Annotated in this window: 11 protein-coding genes; 2 read left to right on the forward strand and 9 right to left on the reverse strand. The window is 61.5% G+C overall.

Annotated features, from left to right (window positions below; translation table 11 throughout):
• Positions 1-81 precede the first annotated feature (81 nt).
• Positions 82-1,287, forward strand: coding sequence for a glycosyltransferase (locus TRM7615_RS08090; protein WP_108786388.1), 1,206 nt, complete (start codon positions 82-84; stop codon positions 1,285-1,287).
• On the opposite strand, the gene TRM7615_RS08095 is transcribed toward TRM7615_RS08090, so the two are convergent.
• The 8 genes from TRM7615_RS08095 to TRM7615_RS08130 all read right to left on the reverse strand — a co-directional run bounded on the left by TRM7615_RS08095 (position 1,288) and on the right by TRM7615_RS08130 (position 20,162).
• Positions 1,288-2,157, reverse strand: a complete 870-nt coding sequence (locus tag TRM7615_RS08095; RefSeq protein ID WP_306417721.1) for a glycosyltransferase family 2 protein — start codon at positions 2,155-2,157, stop codon at positions 1,288-1,290.
• Entirely contained in the window at positions 2,130-4,688 is a 2,559-nt protein-coding gene (locus TRM7615_RS08100) for a hypothetical protein (RefSeq protein ID WP_108786390.1), read from the reverse strand. The genes TRM7615_RS08095 and TRM7615_RS08100 overlap by 28 nt, the downstream gene beginning before the upstream one ends.
• Positions 4,685-5,632, reverse strand: a complete 948-nt coding sequence (locus tag TRM7615_RS08105; protein WP_108786391.1) for a hypothetical protein — start codon at positions 5,630-5,632, stop codon at positions 4,685-4,687. The genes TRM7615_RS08100 and TRM7615_RS08105 overlap by 4 nt, the downstream gene beginning before the upstream one ends.
• 61 nt (positions 5,633-5,693) lie before the next feature.
• Positions 5,694-6,365 (reverse strand): 4'-phosphopantetheinyl transferase family protein, encoded by a 672-nt coding sequence (locus TRM7615_RS08110; protein WP_108786392.1) that lies wholly within the window; start codon positions 6,363-6,365, stop codon positions 5,694-5,696.
• Positions 6,362-10,978, reverse strand: a complete 4,617-nt coding sequence (locus TRM7615_RS08115) for a MupA/Atu3671 family FMN-dependent luciferase-like monooxygenase (RefSeq protein WP_108786393.1) — start codon at positions 10,976-10,978, stop codon at positions 6,362-6,364. Before TRM7615_RS08115 ends, TRM7615_RS08110 begins: the two co-directional genes overlap by 4 nt.
• Positions 10,975-11,985 (reverse strand): glycosyltransferase family 2 protein, encoded by a 1,011-nt coding sequence (locus TRM7615_RS08120; protein ID WP_108786497.1) that lies wholly within the window; start codon positions 11,983-11,985, stop codon positions 10,975-10,977. The genes TRM7615_RS08115 and TRM7615_RS08120 overlap by 4 nt, the downstream gene beginning before the upstream one ends.
• Positions 11,986-11,990: 5 nt before the next feature.
• Positions 11,991-18,434: a type I polyketide synthase gene (locus TRM7615_RS08125; protein WP_108786394.1), complete on the reverse strand. Its 6,444-nt coding sequence runs from the start codon at positions 18,432-18,434 to the stop codon at positions 11,991-11,993.
• A 264-nt stretch (positions 18,435-18,698) separates the two neighbouring features.
• Complete coding sequence (locus TRM7615_RS08130; RefSeq protein ID WP_108786395.1) at positions 18,699-20,162, reverse strand: O-antigen ligase family protein; 1,464 nt, start codon at positions 20,160-20,162, stop codon at positions 18,699-18,701.
• Between the two features lie 198 nt (positions 20,163-20,360).
• Here TRM7615_RS08130 and TRM7615_RS08135 point away from each other — a divergent pair, with 198 nt between their 5' ends.
• Positions 20,361-21,116 carry a WecB/TagA/CpsF family glycosyltransferase gene (locus TRM7615_RS08135; protein ID WP_108786396.1) on the forward strand — a complete coding sequence of 252 codons (756 nt, stop codon included), beginning with the start codon at positions 20,361-20,363 and terminating at the stop codon, positions 21,114-21,116.
• On the opposite strand, the gene TRM7615_RS08140 is transcribed toward TRM7615_RS08135, so the two are convergent.
• The gene (locus TRM7615_RS08140; RefSeq protein ID WP_108786397.1) at positions 21,113-23,221 is read right to left on the reverse strand and encodes an NAD-dependent epimerase/dehydratase family protein; all 2,109 of its coding nucleotides are present in this window, start codon (positions 23,219-23,221) and stop codon (positions 21,113-21,115) included. The genes TRM7615_RS08135 and TRM7615_RS08140 overlap by 4 nt on opposite strands.

The following is a 23,221-nucleotide window of genomic DNA, read 5'->3' on the forward strand; positions in this document are numbered from 1 at the left end:
AAAACCGATTGTTTGACCCTGCTTTTCAGATTGCAGACAACAGGTTACGACTTGGATGACCCATATCTTCGGTGCCTCCTCGTGAAAATCGCCTATGTCCTGAACACCTATCCGCAACCCTCGCACAGCTTTATCCGGCGCGAGGTCCAGGCGTTGGAGCGGCAGGGTTTCGACATCACCCGCCTGGCCATGCGCCGCAGCGATTCCACCTTGGTCGATGCCCGAGATCAGGCCGAGGCAGAGAAAACCGGCTATGTTCTTGATCGCGGCGCGCTTGGCCTGCTTGGCGATGCGTTTAAGCAAACGCTTGGCGCCCCGATCAAGACGGCCAAGGGGCTGGCCATGGCTTGGCGTTTGGGCCGTGCCTCGCAAATCGGCATATTGCGGCACTTGATCTATCTGGCCGAGGCCGCGCATGTCGCGCAGCGGTGCCGGGCGGATGGTGTCGCACATGTTCATGCCCATTTCGGAACCAATGCCGCAGCGGTGGCGATGCTGTCCCATGTGCTGGGTGGGCCGAGCTATTCCTTCACGGTTCATGGACCAGAAGAATTTGATGCTCCGCACAGCCTGTCTTTGGGTGACAAACTGGATCATGCGGCATTTGCGGTCGGTGTTAGTTCGTTTGGTCGCAGTCAACTCTGCCGGTGGGCAAACTTTTCCACCTGGGACCGGCTGCATGTGGTCCATTGCGGGATCGAATCCGCGGCTTATGAAGCTTTTGCGCCTGTGCCGGACGGCCCGTTGCGATTGGTCGCCATTGGGCGATTTGTGGAACAAAAGGGACAGATGGTTTTGGTGCGTGCGCTGCGCCGACTGAAAGACACCCACCCGGACATGCAGCTGGCATTGCTTGGTGACGGCGAGATGCGCAACGATCTGGAACAGGCCGTGGCCCAGGCGGGACTTGTCGACATGGTGCGCTTCACCGGCTGGCTGGATCAGGACGGTGTGCGGGCCGAGATCGACGCGGCCCATGCGCTGGTGATGCCCAGCTTTGCCGAAGGCCTGCCCATGGTGATCATGGAGGCGATGGCCAACGCGCGCCCGGTGATTGCGACCTATATTGCTGGCACGCCCGAGTTGGTGCTTGATGGACAAACCGGATGGATTGTCCCCGCTGGCGATAACCAAGCGTTGGCCAATGCGATCGAAATGCTTGCAGAGACACCCACCGAAGATCTGAACCGCATGGGTGAAACCGCGCGTGCTCGGGTTCTACAACGTCACGACATCGACGATCAGGCCCGTAAGCTGGGCGATCTGTTTCGCGCGGCAGCGCGATGATCAGCGCCCGCGCACCCAATCCGATGTGGTGCGAAAGAGCGGGGTTTTGACCGCCAGGGCGACGGTGGCGTAAACCAAAAATCCCACCGGATGTCGCAGCATGCGTTGGAACAATCCGCTCACACCCATCGGCGCGTTGTCATCGTTGCACAACAGCTCGGGATACAGCTTGGCAATCTGCGCGACGCCCTCATTCTGGCGTCTGCGCACCCGAACAAGGTTTCGAAACCCTTCGACCAGTGGCCAGTGGTATGCGGCCTCCACGCGAATGCGCTCGGCCGGGGCAAAGTTCAACCGGGCAAAGGTGTCGTCCGATATGATCTGCGACCAGTCCCCCCATCGCGCGCGCCCCGCTTGGTTCATGGCAAACACGCCAAATCCCGGAGAGCCCTGCGCCACAAAGGGAAGCGTCACCCAGAACCGCCCATAGGTGCGCGTGATCCAGCTGTGTCCCCTGGACACCACTGGTGACCCGCCACCATAGGCAGGTTCGGGCCTGTCCAGTCCAGCGATCAACTGCGGCAAGAGCGCGGGGGACATGAGAACGTCGGCGTCCAGATAGACGCGTACGTCGCCCACGGCGGCGGTATCTCCGGCGTTCAACGCGCCGGGTTTGCTGCCTTGGTCCAACTCGATGACCCGCCATTCCCATCCGCGCGCCTCAGCGGCGCTGGTATGGGCGCTGGCCCGCGCGCCGGTGTCGTCGGAGCATCCGTTGGCCACGATGATCACCTGCGCTCGCCATCCGTCTGGCAAAGGATCGCTCTGCAACAATGCCCGGGCGCAGGCGTCGATATAATCCGCCTCGTTGTGTGCGGGCAGGATGATGCTGACGGTCCAGGTCATCGAAACGCTGACAACGCTTGCCACCGCGGGTTGTCATCGCTCAGGTGCCGCAGGTGGCCCCAGCTGCCCCATTTGTTGGGGCGATAAACATCTGCATAGGCGTTGAACAGTTTTCCGCCAAGTGCATGCCAGCCACGGATCAATTCGGTATACAGCGCGCCCATCTCTGGCGAATAGTTGAGATGGGTGAAAAAGGCGGTCAGTTCATCGTCGTCGACCATCGGTCCGACGCCGACCACATGTGTGCCGCCTTCGTACATAATCAGATCCAGGCCATAGGTGTCGGCAATTTGGACGTGGTATGGCAGGCGTTCGGTCAGGTTGTGCGCCAGCGAGTCCTCTGCCTGACCGCTCACCAGCCCGTCGCGCAGTTCAACCCAGGCCAGTGCCGAGGCGGCGTCAAAGCGATGCTGCGTGACGTACTCCTGCAATGCCTCACCACTCAAGCCCTCGGACTTGCCTTGCGCCGACGCCTGCGCCCGGCTTTCCGCCAGCCAGCCCTCGACCATGTCCCGGCGATCCTCAAGCCCCAGAACACCGCCGAAATACCCGGTTACGGCATAGGCATCGAAATAGTCGGCAGGACGTTTGCGGCCGGGGTCGTCAGCAACCCAAGGCGGCGCTTCGAGGATCAGCTCCTCCAACCCGATCCAACCTGTTTGGGTGGAGATCACGCGCACCATCCGCTCGGTTGCCTGATCGCCATACACTTGCGCCCAGATTTGCGCCATTTCAGCCGCCCGCCCGCCATAGAAGGCGACCCAGTGGTCCTTTTTGTCCCAAGCCGCCAGAGCCTGCTCATCGGCCCAATTGGCCTGTTGAAACTGCCAGTTCCAGACCTCGTTGGAATATTCGACATAAGCCTTTTGATCGATCCAAAGCGTGTCACGAACATATTCGGCAAAGGTCCGCATGTAATCGTCATCCGCCATATGGGGCATGTTGAACCACCCATCCGCGCCGGTGCGGTTGAGCAATTCGACCATCACCTCCAGCGGAACGCCGTGGCGGGCATAGGTATAGTCGCTGGGGCGCGGTCGACCGTCCCAGTTGGATTGGGTCGAATTGTTCGTCTCCATCCAATCCATGAAACGCAGCACCTGAAACCCCTGCAGATGATCCAACCACAGCGGGTTGAAGATCGCGCCCGCGTCATAAGCGGCCTCATGATCCAGCTTCACGACCGAGACGTTGCGGATGTAATCGCCGCCCAGATGGGTGCGTTGAATGCGGATGTCGACGGGGCCGGGGCCGGGTTCAAAGTCGAACTCGATCCGGTTCTTGCCATAGCGCACATTCTTGGCGCGGCCGCCGACCTCGACGATCCCTTTGCCCTGATAGCGCAACGCATAGCGCCCCGTTGTCGATACCGCATCAGGCGGCAAATCGGTCAGGATCAACGTCCCGATCGAACCCAACTCGGGCGGGATTTCGACAGGCCAGCCATACTCGTCCAGATAGCCTGCGGCTTGCAGGTCATCATGCGAGGCGCCGCCAAATTGGCGCGGCAGATGGCCGATCCAGGGGCGGGCGGTTTTCATTACGTCCAGAAACGGTTGTTGCACAGACCAGTCGTTGACACCCGCCAGCCCGATCGCCAGGGGCACACGGCCCTCGGGTTCGGGCGGCGAAGGAAACCCCTCTGGCAAGGGGACGGGATCCGTGGTCGTGTCGGTTGCCACAGGCGCCTCCGGCGCAGCCGGTGCAGGCGGGGTGTCCGCCTGTACCGGCTGCGCCGCCCCCGGCTTTGGACGAACGGCGTCATAGGCCGAGACTGCCTCAAACGCGATCTGTTGCAGCCGTTGAGCCAACGCAGGGTTCGGGGCCTTGAACGATCCGCCCCATTTGTCACGCAGCTTTCGCGGCAGACCTTCGGGGCTTTCGCCGGTGATGGCTGCGTATTGCACCATGGTCAGGAAATAGAATCCCAGGTCGTTGGGGTGGATGGTGTCGGAAAACACATCGTCAATGCGCCCGATGCCAGGCACGGACCCTGCGGCAATTTCATCGGCAAGCCGCGCAATGGCCTGTCCGGCCGGGAGCAATTGCATGGGGGGCACTTCGGGCGCGCGGTCTGTGTTTACCGCTTCGACGATCCCTTCCCACACTGGCAGATCCTGTTCGATCCGCTGCAGCCAGGGGGTGCCGTCGCCCTCGTCATATTCGATGTCCACTCCGCTTCCCGAGCGCAGATCGTGCCAGGTCTCTTGCAAGAAAACGCGCGTCTCGGGGTTGGCGCCGGTGGCGAGGTCAAAATACTTGCGGGCATAGCCTGCGCTGTCGTTGAACTCGATCTGATTGGCCAGCGGGATCGCCTCGGTCAGGATCACCACGTTGTAATCCCCGCCCGCCAATGCGCGGCGTGCGTTCAACCCCTCGCCCCGGTTCGCCTCGGTCCAGTTGTAGGACAGCGGTGCGCCGTTGATGATCTGATAATCCACCTGCGCCTGCGGCGCAGCGCGATCCAGCACCTGCGCCATCATTTGCGGGTTGGTGGGGCCGAACAGGCTGTGGCCGACAAAGAACACGCCCATCAGGGTGGACAGCCAGCTCATTGCGGCACCCCGGTCTTGGGATAGCTGGTGACCGTGTCCCAGACGACCTGTTGCATCAATCGCGCGGCTGCGTCAGAGGGCACCTGCGCAGGCGTTCCATTCGCCTTCATCAGCGTGTGCGGCAGGCCCACGGGCGATTTCTGATACAGCACTGCGTAATGCGTCAGCGCCACCAGATAGTTGCCCAGATCACCCATGTGGATCGGATCTAGCTTGCCCTCTGGATCAAGGCCAAACAAATCTTCGGGACCGTCGATGCCTTCGACACCGCCTGCGTTGCGCATGGCGCGCATGAAATTCAACAGCACCTGCCCGGCGGGGATCACATGCACGGGCCGGTCGGGGTGACGCGCCAGATCCGCCAGCAGCAGGCGGTTTTCCCACAGGTCTGCCAGGTCCTGCTCCAACCGAACCTCCCAACCTTTGGGGTCGGTCAGCCAATGCCATGTTTCATAAAGGTAAATCGGCGCGTCCGGCCTGCTCGCATGTGCAAGATCGGCCCACTGGCCAAGGTATTTCACACTGTCGTGGTATTTGATGGCATCGCTCAGCTCGACCATCTCGGTCAGCACCACAGCGTCATAGTCGCCCGAGCCGATGGCCTCTTTGGCGGCTCGAAAGACGCCCGGTTGGGCGTTGCTTTCGTCAAAGCCCAGGATCTCTACATCCTCTTCCCAGTGGGCTTTCATCGGCGTGCCCCAGCCCAACTGACTGTTGTAGTCGTGCCCTTCGGGCGCCAGCTGCGCCAGCATCGCGGGCATGTCCTGATTGACCAGGCTGTGCCCCAGAAAGTAGACCTGCATCGGCCCATCAGGGGCAGGCACCGGCTTGGCATAGGTGGCAGTAACCATCTCGGGCGCGGGCAGGCGCGGTTTGAACCAGACCCACCAGGCGCCAGCGCCCAGAAGGATCACGACAAGCAGGATCAGCAGAACCAAACGCATCTTGGGGGTCTTATGCTCCGATTGGGGTCGGGAAGTACTGTAGCGCGCCTACACTTGGGTTTCACGCGCGAACTGCGACGGATGTCACGATCAACCCATCGCCACGGGCAATTTTGCCCGGGATTTGATCCCCTTGGGCAAAGGGCGGGACGGATCGGGTGAAACGCGCAACAAACTGTTTGTGATCGTCGCCGAGCTCGACTTCGAGTGTCTGAAAATCAAAGAGGGTCTGGCTGAGCGGATATTGCGCCTTATAGGCACATTCCTTGGCTGAAAAGATCGCCTTGGCGGCCTGACCGGGGTCAGGCTGCGTGTCCAGCCAGCGGCGTTCTGCCGAGGTGCAAACCGTGTCCAGCAGATCATCGGTCAGTGGCGTGTCTTCCTCGATGTCCAGTGCCAGCATCCGCACTTCGCCGGTCCAGGCGACGGCGGCCAGGCAGGCCGTATCGCAATGGGTGATCGTCCCGACAAGCGGGGCAGGCCAGATCGGGGCGCGGTCAGATCCCATCGGCACGGCCAGCGGTGGCGCGCCAAGTTCGGCCATTGCCTGTCGCGCCGCAACGCGGCCTGCCGAAAATTCCCGCAATCTTTTGGACACCGCGCCCGGGATTGCGGCCAGTTCTTCGTCATAGGCCGCGTGATCGCCGCGCGGATCCGTGGCGGACACGGCGATGACTGGATCCAGAAGCGCCCCGGCCAGCATCAAGGCGGTGGTGTGGTCGGCCTGGATCATTGGGTTTTCATCCGCCGTCCGGCTCGCATCGCACGACGTTTGGACATGGTGTCCGCGCGGGCTGCCGTATCCTCGACCGGGGTCTCCTTGGTCGGTTTGTCGGCTTGGACATGCGTACTGAGCCCCGACAGGGTGGGGAAGCGAAAGATGTCGGTGATCGACAGGCGCGGCAGCTCCAGCGTTTCGCGGATTTCACGATGCGCCTGCACCGCAAGCAACGAATGCCCCCCAAGCGTAAAGAAGTTATCGTCCGCCCGGATGTCCGCCACACCCAGAATGCGCGACCAGATTGCGGCGATCCGGGTCTGGACGTCGCCACTTGCGGGTGCGCTGGTTGCAGCGGGCGTGGTGCTGCGCTGTGGCACCGGATCGGGCAACGCCTTGCGGTCGATTTTCTTGTTGGGCGTCAGCGGCAAGGCATCCAGTGTCATGATGTGCGTGGGCACCATCACCTCGGGCAAACGCTCGGCCAGATGGTCGCGCAGGGCAGCGTCCGAAACCGGCGCATCCGTGGTGATATAGCCCACCAGCTGCGTGTTGCCGCCGTGTTCGCGCGCGATGACCACGCTGGAGCGAACGCCAGCGAAACCGGTCAGTGCGTTTTCGATCTCGCCCAGCTCGATCCGCTGGCCACGGATCTTGATCTGGTGATCGGCACGGCCCAGGAAATCCAACGTCCCATCCGCGCGCCACCGCACCATGTCGCCGGTGCGATACATCAACGGTGCGGCAGTGACGGTCAGCCCGGCCTCGGCCGCAAAGGGATCCAGCACAAACCGCTCGTCGGTCAGCTCGGAGCGTTGCCAATAGCCGCGCGTTACACCTTCGCCACCTATGAACAGCTCACCTGGCACACCGATGGGGCAGGGCGCACTCGTGGCGTCCAGAACATAGACCGAGGTGTTGGCAATCGGCGCGCCGATGTCGACGATTCCGGTGGCCTGTGCAGGGACCACGCGGCAGGTCGACCAGATCGTGGTTTCGGTCGGCCCGTACATGTTGAGGATCTGCGCCTTGGTGCAATGGCGCAGATCGTCCACCAGATCGCCCGGCAGCGCCTCTCCCCCCAGCAAAAGATGCTCGACCCGGCCAAGGGCCACGCGCGCCTCATCGTTCATGGCGATGATGCGGGCCATGGACGGGGTGCATTGCAGGTGAGTCACGTCGTGGCGAATGATCTGAGCGGCCAGGGAATAGTCATCCTCGGCCAGCGTGCTTGGTGCATTGGCGCGTTTGAGCACTTCGGCCAATGGCTTCAGCCCCTCCATGACCAGCGTGGGGTCAATGCCATAGTCTATCAGGCAAGCAACCTCATCCACGCCGATCCGCTTGAGGCTTTCGACACGCACCACGGCATCGTCGATGGTGCCGAACAGGCCGGAATCCTCGAAATACCGCTCGAACGCGAAATCCAGGATCGCCTCCAGTTCGTCCTCGGTCAGTTGCCCCAGATCCATCTCAAACGGGTTCGACACGCCTTTGGGTTTCTTGAAGGCAGGAAAGGCCCAGGCGTATTGCTTGATCAAAGCAGCAGCCGAGCGCAGGTAATCCTTCATCGGTTCGCGCGCGATGCGGGCGGCTTCTTCTCGTGTGTCAGCCAGATAGCTGTGCAGCATCAGCGTCACGCGATGCGCGTCCGGGTCATGTCCGGCCTCGCGCAGGGCCCCTCGATACAGGTGGATCTTTTCCGCCACCTCGTCGATGCTCTGCCCCAGAAGGTGGGTCAGCACATTGGCGCCGATGCGCCCGGCCTCGATCCAGGTTTCGGGGTTGCCTGCGGTGGTGACCCAGACGGGCAGCTCATCCGACACCGGACGGGGTTGAGTGATGACCTCATGGGTGGAGCCGTCGGCCTTGGGGAAACCTACGGCCTCACCCCGCCAAAGTTTGCGCACGGTCTCGATCGCTTCGAACATCGCGGGTTTGTTCTGCGGAGGGGTGTTTTCAGGGCGCAAGATGAAATCATCCGGTTGCCAGCCCGAGGCAAAACCGATGGCCGCGCGGCCCCCGGTCAGGTTGTCGATCACGGCCCAATCTTCGGCAATCCTTGCCGGGTGATGCAGGGGGGCGACGCAGCTGCCTGCGCGCACCGACAGGTTCTTGGTCACCGCTGCCACTGCTGCCCCGGTCACGGCCGGGTTGGGGTAGGGGCCGCCAAAGGCGTGAAAATGCCGCTCGGGCGTCCAGACCGCATTGAACCCATGAGCGTCAGCGAATTTGGCCCCCTCAAGCAGAAGCTCGTATTTCTTCGGCCCTGGCCCGTCGTCATTTCCCCAATACATCAGGTTGAAATCAATATGCCGGTCACTGCGCGCAATCGGTCCATTCGACACAACGGCGCGGTTTTCATTGCCGGTCAGCACCACCTTGAAGCCGCGCGCCAAGGTCCAGAACAGCTCAAGCACCGAGATGTCAAAGTTCAAGCTGGTGACCGCCAACCACACTGCGCCCGTCGAATGATCAATTCGATCATCCATCCCGGCAAAGAAATTGGCTACGTTGCGGTGCTCGACCATCACACCTTTGGGCGTCCCGGTGGAGCCGGAGGTGTAGATCAGATAGGCGAGGTCATCAGCCGTCGCGCCACCATCCACGTCCTGCGCATTCGGGTCTGTCTCGACGGTGTCGATGCACAGTACATCAGCGTCAGAAGCGGGCAGGTTACTTGCCAGAGCGCTCTGGCTCAGCAGCACGCTGGCTTGACTGTCGGCGATGTAATGCGCGATCCGGTCTGCCGGATAGGCCGGGTCCAGCGGCACATATGCTCCGCCTGCCTTGAGGATCGCCAAAGCTCCTACAACCATGTCCAGCGAGCGGTCGGTGTACAGGCCAACATGCGCGCCGGGGCCAACCCCCATCGCCCGCAGACGCTCGGCCACGCTGTTGGCGCGGGTGTTGAGTTGGCCGTAGGAGAGCTGGTGATCTTCGATCACCAGGGCGATTGCCTCGGGGGTGCGGTTGACCTGCGCCTCGAACGCCTGGTGCAGGGTTTCGGTTCGGTCATAGTCGCGGGCGCTGCTGTTCCAGGTTGTCAGAACCTGCGCGCGTTCCGCCGCCGAAAGGATCGAGATATCAGCCAGCGTCGTGTCTTCGGTGGCTGCGCGCACGGCCTCCATCGCGGTTTCCAGCCGCTGCGCCAACAACTCGACACTGCGCGCGTCGACGGCTGTTCTGTCAATGTGCAAGGTGGCTTGGCCCTGGGACAGCGACACGGTGGCCAGCGTTCCGGGAACAGGACCTGCGCCGTCCAGAGACACAGCAATTTGTGGCAGGGCGAAGTTCTGAATTTCGGGGTCACGCGCTGGCAGGTCCGAAGGGAACGCGCCAAGACCGTCCGCGGTCTCAGTCGCCTGTGCCAGCCGCTCTGCGAGGTTCGAAACGCTATTTTCAGCGCTCAATGTGAGCGGGACCCACGGCTCCACATAGTTCGGTGCCTTGGCTGCTGCCGATTGCAGCGTGTCACCGGTCAAGGCGACGGTGACCATTTCGGCGCCATCCCCTTGCTGCGCCCAATGGAGCGCGGCGACACCCGCGTAACGGACGTCGATGCCATGAGGCACGGCAATGCGCACCGCATCCCATTCACCACTGGTCGTGTCCCCGGCCAGAGGCATCTGCACCGGTTGCATTTTTTGCAACGCGGGCCGCCAGTGCCGTTCAGCAGCAAGGGCGGCGCTGATTGCGCTTGTGCGTGCCTTTGATTGCTCGGGCGTTAGGTGGGAGAAGATGTCGCCAACAGCTGCGATCTCGGACGGTTGTAAAGGTGCGCCATGCGGGCTGCGCAAGTGGTCCAGCCGCAGATCGCCATCACCAGTGGCCACAATCAGACCGCCTGTGTCAAATTCCAACACCGTACCGGGCGCTTTGCCGCTGTTGGTGCCGGTGGGTATGGCTTGGCCAACCAGAACAGACCGGGTGCCCGTCTCGACACGGGGGCTGAGCAGCGGGTTCCAATATTCCCCGAAATGCAACGCCCGGACGCGGGCCGCGATCTGGGGTGCGGATTTTGTCAGGTCCAGCGCCCCGCCACCCTCGGGCCTGTCATCCCGAGCGAAATAGCGCCGGTCGGTGGTGTCTTGCGGCGTGGGGGTCAGCCCGGTTTCCAGTTGCGTCAGCACATCCGCAAAACTGTCGAGCGCGGCGGCGTAGCATTTGGAGTTCAGCGACAGTGCGGTTTCATCCTCAGCAATGTCGAACCCGGGCCGGGCCAGGATGTCGCCCGTGTCGATGCCGCTTTCGATCATGTGCCAGGTGACACCATATCGGGTTTCGCCGTTCAGCAGCGCCCAGACGGGCGTGTTCAGACCGGCATAGCGCGGCAGGGGACCATCGTGGAAGTTCACCGCCCCTTTGGCAGGCAGGGCCAGGATCTGATCCGAAATGATTTGAAGGTTTGCAATCGACAACAGCCAGTCAAAATCGCCCGGCTGAAACTGATCGGTCAAAGACAACAGCTCATCCGCTTGCGGCAGGCCTTTGCTGGCGGTCCAGGACTTGATCGTCGGGTCAGACGAGATCACGGCCTTGATCTGATGTCCCCGATCCAAGAGCGCATCTGCACATCCGATCAACAGGGATTCATTGCCGATGATAACGCAGGAAAATCCAGTCATTTGGGGTCCTCCAGAATGGAAACGGGGGCGGCGGGCACCGGGTGGGCAGGGCCGCGAAATGGGGTGGCTATGGCGTGCCAGATCAAGTCGATCAGAAACCGGTCGGGATCAGCTTGCGGCTTGCGCTGCACCAGCCTGCGCAGCCGCCAGAGCGTGCCAGCGGTGATCAGACCCAAGGTCGACAGGATCGTGTAGAAAACGCCGTGGTTCTTTGTGAAGTAGCGTATCCGGGAATCGAACCAATATTGCGGGGTCCGGCTCCAGGTCTTCATGCCTGTGCTCACCGAGCCGATGTGAACCACATGGCTGTCAGGCTGATAGTGCGTCGACCATCCGGCGCTGATGGCGCGGCGGCATAGATCGGTCTCTTCGAAATAGAGAAAAAACTTTTCGTCAAACCCACCGGTGGCCTCGATCACTTCGCTTTTGATCATCAGGCTAGCCCCGGCGGTCCAGTCGACGCGGGAAATGGCCGTGGGTTGCGGCAGCGGCACGATGGAATCTTTGAGCAGGCGACTGATCACACCAGTCCGCGCTGCGGCCTCGAACTCTCCGGCGATCGAGGGAAAGCGAAAGGCGGTTGTATGGGTGACCCCATCGGGGCCCTTGATGTGGCTGCCGACCAGCCCCGCCGTAGGGGTGTCGCGCAAAAAGTCGCGCAGCAGGCGGATGGCACCGGCTTCTGGCCAGGCATCCGAATTGAGCAGATAGTAGTAGTCCGGCACTTGGCCAGACGTCAGCCCGGCCCGCATGCCAAAGTTCATGCCCGCGCCAAACCCCCCGTTCCAGCCGCTTTGCAAGACGCGCAAGCGGTTGTCTTCGGTCCAACCCCTATCCAGCGCCGCCTGTTGCAGGATGTCGAATGAGCCGTCGCCAGAGGCGTTGTCGACCACCACGATCTCGCCGGTTATCCCTTCCATTTCGCGCATCGCGGCCTCGCAGGCCTTCAGCGTCAGATCGGGCGTGCGATAGTTCAGGATAATTGTGAGGACCGTGGGATCTGCCATGTTGTTCACTCGGCAGCCGTTGCTTTGGGCCAGGTGACACCTGCGTCGGCCTGATCCAGATAGGTTCGCAGTCTTTCGGCCATAACCGAGACGTTCGGCACAAGGACCATGCTATCATGATCGCCCGGTACCTCGACCACCTCGATTTTTGGGGCCCATTTGCCCCAATCGTTGTCGGCAAAGACGTACTCGCGTTCCGAGCTCACCCATTTGTTGCCGCTGACCTTCCAGTGTTTGTCGAGGGGGGGCCGGAACAGGGTCAATGGGCCGTCCCAAGGCTCGACTTCGTAGATCTTGATCGCGTCAAGAAACGCCAGCTCAACTTTCACATTGTTAAAGGCCGTTGCGACGTTTTCTTCCGGACGGGGGGCGTTGCGCTTGCGCACCTCCCATTCCCATCGTTTGCGGGCCCATTCGCTGAAATAGGCGGGGCCTTTGCGTTTGAATTCCTGTAGCTTGATCAGCGCCTTGTCGGTGCGGTTGAGGACCGGGCGCATGGGTTGCGGCGAGTCCAGAAGCGCCAGAACCGAGACCTCTTCTCCGGCCGCCTTGAGTTGCTGGGCCATCTCATAGGCTGTGATGCCGCCGCCGGAAAACCCGCTGAGCATGTAGGGGCCATGGGGCTGCACCTGCCGCAGCTCTTCGACATATGCGGTTGCGGCCTCGACCAGATCATGATGGGGTTTCTCGTCCCCGATCAAGCCGCGCGCTTGCAGGCCATAGACGGGGCGGTCACGGCCGAGCATCAGCGCCAAGTGCCGCAAATTCAGGACGTTGCCGCCCATGCCGGCCACAAGGAAGAAGGGCCTTGCGGTTGTCTCGGCGCCCTGATGCAGTGGCACCAAATGTTTGAAGTCGGGTCCGTCACTTTGCGATGAGGGGCCGTCCGGGGATGCAACATCGCCCACGCGGGCTGCGATCCGTTCTGCGATCCGGGCCACGCTTGGCGCTTCGAACAGGACCGAGATGGGAAACTCGACCTGATAGGTCCGGTTGATCTGTGCAAACAGTCGCACGGCGATCAGGGAATGCCCGCCAAGGTCAAAGAAACTGTCCTGTGTACCGACCTGACTGACGCCCAGAAGGGTTTCAAAGAACCCGGCCAGCGTCTTTTCGATCTCGCTTTCCGGCGCGACGTATTCGGTGTCCAGGTCCGGGCGTTCAAAGCTCTGGCTTTCGTCCGTCGATGTCTCTGACACTGCGTCGGCCTGCTGGATCAGCGCGGGCAGGTCCAGCGAGCTGAGGACCACCTGCGGGCGACCTGCCGCAATCGCGCGGCGCAGGGCTTGGGGACCTTCGTCGGCGCGAATACCTTGGGCAACCTGACGGTGCAGGCGCTGCTCTTCGGGTGACAGAGGTGTGTCCATGCTGCGCGCGGTCAAGCCGAGATCAGCCGAGCTCGCATCAGCCGTCTCGGGGGCTTCAAGGCTCAGCGCCTCGGTAAGGCGCTTCATCTGAAAGCCCTCGATCTCGGCGCAGACCGTGCCATGGGTGTCGAATAAGGTCACGTCGAATGAGGCAAAGCCGCCGATGGGCGTGGCCCCGGGCGACAGCCGGACCCAACTGCGCAAATCGGCAGGCAGCGGCGCATAAACCCGCAGGCTGCGGTATGAGACCGGCACCCAAAGCGCGTCGTTGTCATAGCCATCGATTAGCGAGATCGCCCAGCCGGTGGCCAGATCCATCAGACCGGGATGCAGCTGATACCCTTGCGCCAAGTCACTGCCATAGACATCCGGCAGCACCAGTCGCGCGACGCCTTCACCGTCGCCAAAGGCGGTGCTGCGGATCACATGCCAGCGGGGGCCAAAGTTCAGATGACGCTCTTGCGGCGATCGCAGCCGACCCTCGGCGGGGGCGGTTTCGGTTTTGGGGCAGCGGGCTGCGATGTCCGGCAGGGACACCGGGACAGGGGCCGTGGCATCCAGAAAGGCCAGCGTGGCCTGTGCGTTCAGGACATAACCGTCAGTGGCGGCGCTGTGCACGGTGAACCCGACGGCGTCTGCCTTTTGTTCCAACCGGACAACGATCTCGCGCGGTTGTCCCGGCTTCACCTCAAGTGGGCGGAAGAAGAATAGATCGCGGATCTCATATGGCACCTTGATCCCATGCGCCTTGAGCGCTTGGGCTGCCAATTCGATGTATCCGGTGCCAGGCATCAGCGCGGTGCCATCGCGGGTGCGGTGTTCGTCCAGAACCCAAGTGTCATCCAGTGACAGGGTCGAGACAAAGATCCGGTTGCCATCGGCGTCGAACCCCATCTCATCCAGCAACGGCGCGTCGATGGCCTCCCGCTCGGTCGGCTGTGTGCCGCCGGTGCGGGCCGACATGGCGTCGGCGGCCATGCCGACATCGGCCCAAACGCCCCAATTCACCGCAATCACCCGCGTCGCTGCATTGCGCCGCGACCGGGCCCAGGCGTTGAGGTATTCGTTGGCGGCCACATAGTCGACCTGACCCGCCGGGCGGGTGGCCGTACTGGACGAGGCAAAGAGCACCATCAGCTCGAGCATCCCGTCCGGAAACAGGGTGTTCAGCACCTGCAAGCCGTTGATCTTGGGGGCCAGAACCTGTTGGATTTCGGCCTCGCTCTTGGTGGCGATCAGGCCGTCGGCAATATGGCCTGCGGCATGTATCACACCATTCAAAGCACCAAATGCATCCTCGGCCTGTCGCACGGCGACACGCATCTGATCAATGTTGCAGACATCTGCCGCCAGAGCCACGACCTGCCCGGTTTCGATGGTTTGCAGGTCTTGCAGCGCATTGATCCGGCGGGCAATTTGGTCGTTGGGACTGTGGCTGTGCAGGTAGTCGGCCCATTGATCCTGCGCGGGCAGATCCTCGCGCGACAACAGCACGATATTTGCCCCGTTGTTCCGCATCAGATCTGCGGCCAGTGTCAAACCGATGCCACCAAAGCCACCGGTAATCAAATAGGTGCCGCCGTCGGTGAACACCGGGCCTTCGGGCGCATCCAGCGGCAGGCGCTTGTAGCTTTGTCCAAACCGCTGATTGCCGCGCAGCGCGGCGATCGAGTTGCCCGGTTCCGCCAGCAGCTCTTCGAGAATGCGGTTGGTTAGGGTATCATCCCCCAAGGGCGAGGCTTTGCGTCCGCGCGACCAGAAACCCGCCGCCTCGACCTCGGGCAGATCGATGTCGACCGTGGCGCAAGTCACGCCGGGCATCTCATGCGGGATGACCCCGGCCGGGCCTGCGATGGTGGCTTTTTCGGGATAGGGCAGTTCCTCTCCACGCACCTGCGCGGCGCCCGAGGTGAAAACGGCAATGTGCAAAGCGTCAGGCAGTTCGACGCTGGTCATGGCTTGTGCCAAGGAGGTGAGGCTCAGGAAGCCCTGCTCCATGTTGCGGTCATAAAAGCTGTGCCCAGGGCGGAAGGTCTCGGACCGTGTCACCAGCCAGAAATGCCCGATCCGATCCGGCAGGCGGTCGGCCTCGGTCAGCTGATGGAACAGGCTGTCAAAGCCGTGTCGCCCTTGCTCGGGCGGGACTTGGTACAGGTCGTCGCCCAGCTTGGCATAGGTGTCACCCGCGCGCACCCGCGTCACGGAATGACCCGCCGCGGTCAGGCGGTCGATGGCTGAGGCGGCAACACCCTCGTCATCTTCGAAAATCAACCACTTCAGCGGCTGGGTTTCGTCAAGTTCACTCTCGACGTCCACATCGCATTCCGCCAGACGCGGACGCCACGCGGGACGCGAGCCCCAATCGGACAGATCATCCGAGCGTTTCAGTGCCGGAGTACTGACCCGCGCAGCCTTTGTGCCGGGTTCGATGAAATAGCGGCTGCGCTGGAACGCATAGGTGGGCAGTGGCAGGCGATGGCGCTTGGCCTCGCCCCAGATCTGTGCCCAGTCTGCCGCGACCCCGCAGGCCCAAAGACGGCCAATGACCTGCAAGAAATAGGCGTCATCGGCAATGTCCTGATCCGGGTGACGCAGCGAGCTGAGCACTTGCCCCGGCAAAACCCCATCGGCCATTTGCGTCAATGAGCTCAGCGCCTTGCCCGGACCGACCTCAAGGAACAGACGCGAGGGTTCGGCGGCCAGCGTGTCGATGCAATCGGCGAAATGCACGGTGTTGCGCAGTTGACCCACCCAATAGTCGGGGTCGGTCGCCTGCTCGGTCGTCAGCACCTGTCCAGTGCGGTTTGACAGCACTTGCATCTGTGGCGGGTTGAGTGTGATGCTTTGCAAAAATGCACGATAGTCGGCCAAAATCGGCTCTAGCATCCGCGAATGTGCCGCGATGTCGATGGCGATCCGCTGGTGATCGATGTCTTGCGCGAGCAGGGTTTCCGCCAATTTGTCCAACGCCTCTTGCGGTCCGCTGACGGCCGTCAGGCGTGGGGCGTTGACCGAGGCAATGTCCAGATCATCGCCCACCAGCGCCTCAACCTCGGCCAGCGGCAGCGAGATCGACAGCATCCCGCCCGCAGGCACCGTGTCAAACAAACGCCCGCGCAGCAGAACCAAGTCGATGCAATCCTCAAACGACATGACCCCGGCCAGGCAGGCGGCGGTGTTTTCGCCCATGGAATGACCGACCAGTGCGGCCGGTTTGACGCCCCAGTCGATCCAAAGCTGTGCCAGAGCATATTCCACGATCATGATCAGCGGCAGCTGAACAGACGGCTGCGTCAGCTTGGCGTCGGCCTCGCCTGTGTCCTCTTCGGGCAGCCAGATGGCGCGAATGTCATAGTCGAGCTGCTTTTGCAGATGCTCCAGCCCGCGGTCCATCCAGTCGGCAAAGACCGGCTCGGTTTCATACAGGTCACGCGCCATGCCCGCATATTGTGCGCCACCGCCGGGGAACATGAACACCGTGTCGGGTGTGCCCGAGATAGCGTCATGGGTGAACACCTGACGGGGGTCATTTGCATCCAGAATCTCGGCGGCCTGCTCAGGCGTTTCAGCCACCAGAACACGGCGCTTATCAAAGGCACGTCGACCCTCTTTCAGGGTATAGGCCACATCCGCCAGATTGACATCGGGATTGGCGCGCAGATGCTCGGCCAACTGTTTGGCATTGGCATCCAGGGCAGACCGTGAGCGGCCGGACAGGCAAAGGATGTGAAAGGGAAAGTCGCTCTCGTCCGAGGCACCCCGGTTGGGTGCTTGCTCGAGGATCGTGTGGGCATTGGTGCCCCCAACGCCAAGCGCGTTCACGGCGGCGCGGCGCGGGCCCTTGTGAGAAGTCCAGTCGTCCAGCCGATCATTGACCTTGAACGGGCTGGTCTCAAAATCGATGGCGGGGTTCGGGGCTTCATACCCCAGCGACGGGGGGATCTGTTCGTGATGCAGTCCAAGCGTGGCCTTGACCAGCCCGGCGATGCCGGCAGCCGTGTCCAGATGGCCGATGTTGGTCTTGACCGAGCCAACGCGGCAATAGCCGGTGTCGTCGGTCTGGACGCGATAAGCCTCGGTCAGGGCCGAGATTTCGATGGGATCGCCCAGATAGGTACCGGTGCCGTGGCATTCGACATAATCGATGGTCTCGGGCGTCACCTGCGCGTCCTTCAACGCGGCGCTCACAGCGGCGGCCTGACCGTCAACGCTCGGAGCGAGGTAACCCGCCTTGGCCGCGCCATCGTTGTTCACGGCTGATCCCTTGATCACCGCCCAAATGTGGTCGCCATCGGCTTGCGCATCCTCAAGTCGCCGCAGCGCCACCGCGCCCGAGCCTGAGCCGAACACGGTGCCCTGCGCCCGGTGGTCGAAGGCGTGGCAGTGGCCGTCCGGCGACAGGATTTCGTTTTCCTTGTAGAGATATCCGCGCCCTTGCGGCAGTTCGATGGTGACACCGCCCGCAAGCGCCATATCGACCTCGCCATCGCGCAGCGCCTTGCTGGCATAGTGGATGGCCACAAGAGAGGTAGAACAGGCGGTCTGGATGTTGATCGACGGCCCTTTCAGGTCGAAGACGTGACTGACACGGGTGGACAGGAAATCCTTGTCGTTGCCGGTGTGGCGCAGCAGGAACATACCGGTTTCATCCACTAGACCCGGATTTGAGCAGATGTTGAAATAGAAATAGCTGCCCATGCCGCAGCCCGCATAAACGCCGATGGCCCCCGGGATGCTTTCGGGCGGGTGGCCTGCATTCTCCATCGCTTCCCACGCAACCTCAAGGAACTTGCGGTGTTGGGGGTCCAGGATCGCGGCCTCTTTCGGACTGAAGCCAAAGAACTCGGCATCAAAGTCTGCAAACCCGTCGAGCACTGCTGCAGAGGGGACATAATTGGGATCGGCCAGCACAGCAGGGTCTTCGCCTGCGGCCAGCAAAGCCTCTTCGCTCAAGGGCTGAATGGATTCCACACCGTCGCGCAGATTGCGCCAAAACTCGGCCGTGGACGCCGCGCCCGGAACGCAGACAGACATACCAACAATGGCAATGTCGCCGGAAAATTTTTTTGTATTCGCTACCATAGTCTGACCAAACGATCCCAAGTTCGTTCACATCAGCCCACTCACCCTTGGGCAAAGTACCCCAGGCACTTACAGGCCGAAAGCATTCAATTTTATCTATTCTCCCGCCAAGAGCCTATCGCACTGATAACGTGCCACAAAGCATTTCAAGTGTATCGCACGACGCCCGATAACAGCAGAACAGTTCCCTTGATCAGTGAATATTGTGGCGATATTGCGAACAATATGTGATCAATGAAGACCTTGAAGCAGGGGAAAACTCGGTCACAACAGACTGCGCTTTTCCGGGGGAATAACCGATCTCCCGATGACGGGTCCCTCGCCAAAAAGCAGCTTCTCCTCAGGCGCTTTGGTGGGGAACCTCAGACGTTCAGCATAACCCAGAACCGCCCCTGCACAAAGCCACGTAAAAGGCGTCAGGGTGGCATTCAAGAGCATGTCCATCATGGTTGCGGCCAGAATGATCGTAATTGGCGCCACATAGGGGGAAAACTCAGAAACCGGGGTTCGCCTGGAATAGGAAAACAGCAGCAGGATCGGGCCAGCCAGCAAGCCCATCTGCGCAAGGTAGCCGACCCAGCCAAAGGTCCCAAAAACAATGATCCAGCTTCCATCCGGAACGGTCAGGATCTCGGCTGTTTCAGGGTGACGCACCAGATTGCGACCCCATCCGCCCCATCCAAACCACGGCTTTTCATGCGCCCGGTCCAGCATCTGCTCTTCGTTGTCAAACCGGTATCCCAACGATTGCGCACGCGCGGGGTTGATCTCTTCGGCTTGCGCCACGATCGCGTCCAACGGCACGACGCCAAAGTTGCGCAACATCGGATAGGTGATTGCGATAGAGGCCAGCACAAGAGCCAGCATGATCTTGGTCCGCGCACCCACGAACAGCATCACTGGCGTCAGCACCAGACCATAGCTGAGCGACGCCAGACTTTTGCATGCATTCAGCACCAGCAGCATATAGAGCGTCGCCCCACCCCAATAGAGACGTGCCTTGTCCCTTGAGACACGAGCCAATGCGGCGACTGATAGCAATGCCGTGACAAAGAAAAAGGCCAGCCACAATCCGTGCGGCAGGAAGACGATCGGGCGGAAGCCGCCCTCGCGGATCATTTGGCGGAAATCATGCTGGAAGAACCCATAGACGTAAATGTTGATGAGCGGGCTGATGATTGTTTCGATCAGTGCAGGTACAGAATACACCAAACCCGCCACGGCAAGGGCCAGAATGATCTCGCGCAGGCCGTTTTCGGACGACAAATAGGTCATCGCCAGAAAGAAGGGCAAAAGCACAATTACTTGGTTGATTGTCACCGACAGCAGGTCACGCAGACCCATTCCGGGTAGATAGCCCGTGATGAATCGGATCGGCTGGCTGCTGGCCAGAACCTCGAATATCATTGGTTCGCGGTTGGTCAGCACGGTTGGGATCACCACCAGCATGAACACGGCGAGCAAAACCTGCATGGACCAGGATTTGGGCCAGAAAGACACGCGCTTTCGAGCGATGAAAATACAGCCCACTGTGGCACTTACCGCAGCAATGGAATCCTTGTTCATCGACGGGATCAGCGGCAGGTCGAATTCGGCGACCGGGGGCAGGATCAGGTAACCGCCCAGAATGCTCCAGATGATGGCGCGCTCGACGGGCATACGCCGAAACAGGGCCACGCAGACAAGCGGCCATGTCATCAGCATCAGATATGCAAACGCATTGGGCATTCAGGATGTTTACCGTTTCCAATCGTTGGTCCGCGCAGCATAGCAGCTTGGGCAGGTACTGTCGTGACATAGCGCGGGATTGGGGCAAGGTCATGGCGACAATGGCACGGTTTTTCAGTGAAACCGGGTCGCGGGCAGGCAGAACTGGCGCATCGGGCGCAGGCTCGTTAATCAGTTGGCAAACGACAGGAGCATCAGGTGCAGTTCACCTTTTCGGATCAGGTTTTGCGTGTGAATTATCCCGACCGCGACAGTTTGTTTGCGGCAATCTGCGACCATTTTCGGGCGGGGCAGGGGTTCTCGCTGGCGACGATCAACTTGGATCACCTGGTGAAACTTGGCGATGATCCGTCATTTGCTCGTGTGTACGCGGCTCAGGACATGATCATCGCTGATGGCCGCCCCATTGTCTGGTTGTCGCGGCTGGCAGGGCGCAGGGTCGAGCTGTTGCCTGGCTCCGATATGGTGCGTCCGTTGGCCAAATTGGCAGCAGAATGTGGGGTCAAGGTGGCGCTTGTCGGCAGCACCGAGGTGGCCCTAAATGACGCCAAGCGTGCGCTCGAGGAGGAAACACCCGGTCTGCAGGTTGTCTTATGTCACGCGCCACCGTTGGGGTTCGATCCAAACGGAGATGGCGCCGCTGCGGTCTTGTCGCAATTGGATGAGGCAGACGTTCAGCTGTGTTTCCTGGCGCTTGGCGCGCCGAAACAGGAAACGCTGGCGCTGCGGGGGCGCAAGTTGGCCCCCAAGGTCGGCTTTGCCTCAATCGGGGCAGGGCTGGATTTTCTGGGTGGGCATCAGACCCGCGCACCGCGCCCGGTGCGGGCCTTGGCGTTGGAGTGGGTCTGGCGTGCACTGTCGAACCCGGTGCGCCTGATTCCACGCTATGCGCGCTGCCTGGCCATATTGCCGGGTCAGATCATCCAGGCGCGCAGGCTGCGCAATCAGGATTAGAACCCGAACAGATTGGCCTGGGTTATAGCCTTGCGAATGAATTCGGCGCGGTTCGCCTCAGGCTCCCATCCCAGCACACGGCGGGCCTTGGCGTTATCAAACGGGCTGAGGTGCGCGCGCGATTTCCAATCCGCCAGCGAAGGGCGCGTCAGCCCGTGCCGTCGCAGCACATGATGCTTGAGCTGATGTTTGACGTAATCGGCGGCAAACATCGCGGTCAGATTGCCATATCCCACCCGCAGCCGGGCCCCCATCGCGTCATGGATGACGTCAAAATAGTCGCGCCCGGTCATCATCGGTGCACCAATCAGGTTGAAATCACCGCCCTCGATCCCGTTGACCTCGGCCAGCTTCACCAAAGCTTCGACGGTGTCGTCGATCAGCACAAACGGCAGGATGTTGCGCCCGTTGCCCCAGAGCTTGACAGCGCCCGCGCCGTGCCAGCGCCCGATGCCCCAATGCTGCAAAGGCCCGCCGTGCCCCACGACGATTCCGGGGCGGGCAATAACCAGCGGCAGACCCTTGGAGCGATGCATCGCCAACAGGCGGCGCTCGCATTCGGCCTTGGACCTGGCATAAAGGTTGCGGTCGCTCATGTCTCCGGCAAAGCCGGTGTCCTCGGAAATCTGCACATTCGGATCGGACATGTCATACGAAGCGATGGTGCCGGTATAGATCAGTCGATTGACCCCCGCGTCCAGTGCGGCCTGACCAATCCCTTCGGCAATAGCGACGTCGTGTTTCAGGCACTCCTCCCAAGAGGTGTCGACGGAACGCGCAAGGTTATAGACCGTGTCCATCCCCTGCATCGCCTTGGCCAGCCCTTCGGTATCGGCCAGCGACAAACCCACGGTTTCCACCTGATCTGGCAGATCAGCAAAGGGGCCAGTGCTGCCCCGGCTGACCACGCGCACATCCTTGCCCAGATCGACCAGGCGACGGGTCAGGGCGCGGCCAATGAACCCGGTGCCGCCGATTACCATCACCGTTGGCTTCGGTGCGCGGGTGGAGTGCGGCGGCGCGGGCAACTCACGTTTTTCCGAAGGCATCAGCGCCAAAGCTTGATCCAGTGCGCCCATCACTTGAACAGCGGAGGCGCCCGAGAACCGCGCGTCAGGCGCTGCGTTGCGTGTCAGCGGGTCATAGATGCCGCGCATCATGCCCCGAAAGCTCAGCCCATAAGGTGATTTTGCGTTCAGTGACGTCAATTGCCGGGCGGCGTTCACACAGCCGACTTTCAGGTGCTGGCCACTTTGTGACAGTTGCCGCCAAAGCGGATTGGCCACCAGATCGGCGGTATTCTCGGTGTCCACAATCAGCGTATCTGCCGCCAGATCCAGCCGGGCCCGCCCGGTCGAGCCGCGCAGGGTCACAGATCGGTCGTCACTTGTCTCCACAAGCGAGATCATCAGGCTCAGTTCGACATCACCAACGCTGGCGCGCATATGCCAGGTCTGTGGACGTTCACCGTTTCCAGGGATGGCAATGGGATGCGACAGGCCAAGGTCATGCACCTCTGCCGCACCAAACAGATCCTGCACCATAGCAAACAAATGCGGACCAATCTCAAGCAACAGGTTTTCCGGCTTGCGCATCAGCCACAGGCCAAACGGCCCGGACCGCAAAGGCGGCAATGGGAAACACCACCGCACTTCGGCAGAGGAGATCCGCCCCAATTTGCCAGCCAGGGCCATGGTCTTGAGTCGCTCGTACGACGGCAGGCCCAAGAAGTTGTGCCCGGCATGAAAACGCTTCCCCGCCTTTTGCGCGGCGTCTTCGATGGCTTGGGTGTGCCGGGCGGACAGCGCCACAGGCTTTTCGACCAGCACGTGAAGCCCGGCCTCAAGGCATTGAACTGCCAAATCGCGATGGCTGTCCGGTGGCGTCAGGATGTGAACCGCATCGCACAGGCCCGCCGCGATCAGATCCTCAACCGCGGCAAACCCCGTCACACCATATGCATCGGCCAGACCATGCGCGGCGTCGGCGGCCCGGTCACAGATCGCAGTCAACGCAACGCCTGGTGTGGCCTTGATTGCGTCAGCGTGCCAGGTGGCGATATATCCGGCGCCGATCAGGCCGATGCGGATGGGGGAATGGGTCAT

The sequence above is a fragment of the Falsiruegeria mediterranea M17 genome (assembly GCF_900302455.1).
GTDB lineage: Bacteria > Pseudomonadota > Alphaproteobacteria > Rhodobacterales > Rhodobacteraceae > Falsiruegeria > Falsiruegeria mediterranea.

Coding starts and splice junctions, on each gene's coding strand:
- TRM7615_RS08100 (WP_108786390.1), bottom strand. CDS start 4,688: ATGAGCTGGCTGTCCACCCTGATGGGCGTGTTCTTTGTCGGCCACAGC.
- TRM7615_RS08105 (WP_108786391.1), bottom strand. CDS start 5,632: ATGCGTTTGGTTCTGCTGATCCTGCTTGTCGTGATCCTTCTGGGCGCT.
- TRM7615_RS08110 (WP_108786392.1), bottom strand. CDS start 6,365: ATGATCCAGGCCGACCACACCACCGCCTTGATGCTGGCCGGGGCGCTT.
- TRM7615_RS08115 (WP_108786393.1), bottom strand. CDS start 10,978: ATGACTGGATTTTCCTGCGTTATCATCGGCAATGAATCCCTGTTGATC.
- TRM7615_RS08120 (WP_108786497.1), bottom strand. CDS start 11,985: ATGGCAGATCCCACGGTCCTCACAATTATCCTGAACTATCGCACGCCC.
- TRM7615_RS08125 (WP_108786394.1), bottom strand. CDS start 18,434: ATGGTAGCGAATACAAAAAAATTTTCCGGCGACATTGCCATTGTTGGT.
- TRM7615_RS08130 (WP_108786395.1), bottom strand. CDS start 20,162: ATGCCCAATGCGTTTGCATATCTGATGCTGATGACATGGCCGCTTGTC.
- TRM7615_RS08140 (WP_108786397.1), bottom strand. CDS start 23,221: ATGACCCATTCCCCCATCCGCATCGGCCTGATCGGCGCCGGATATATC.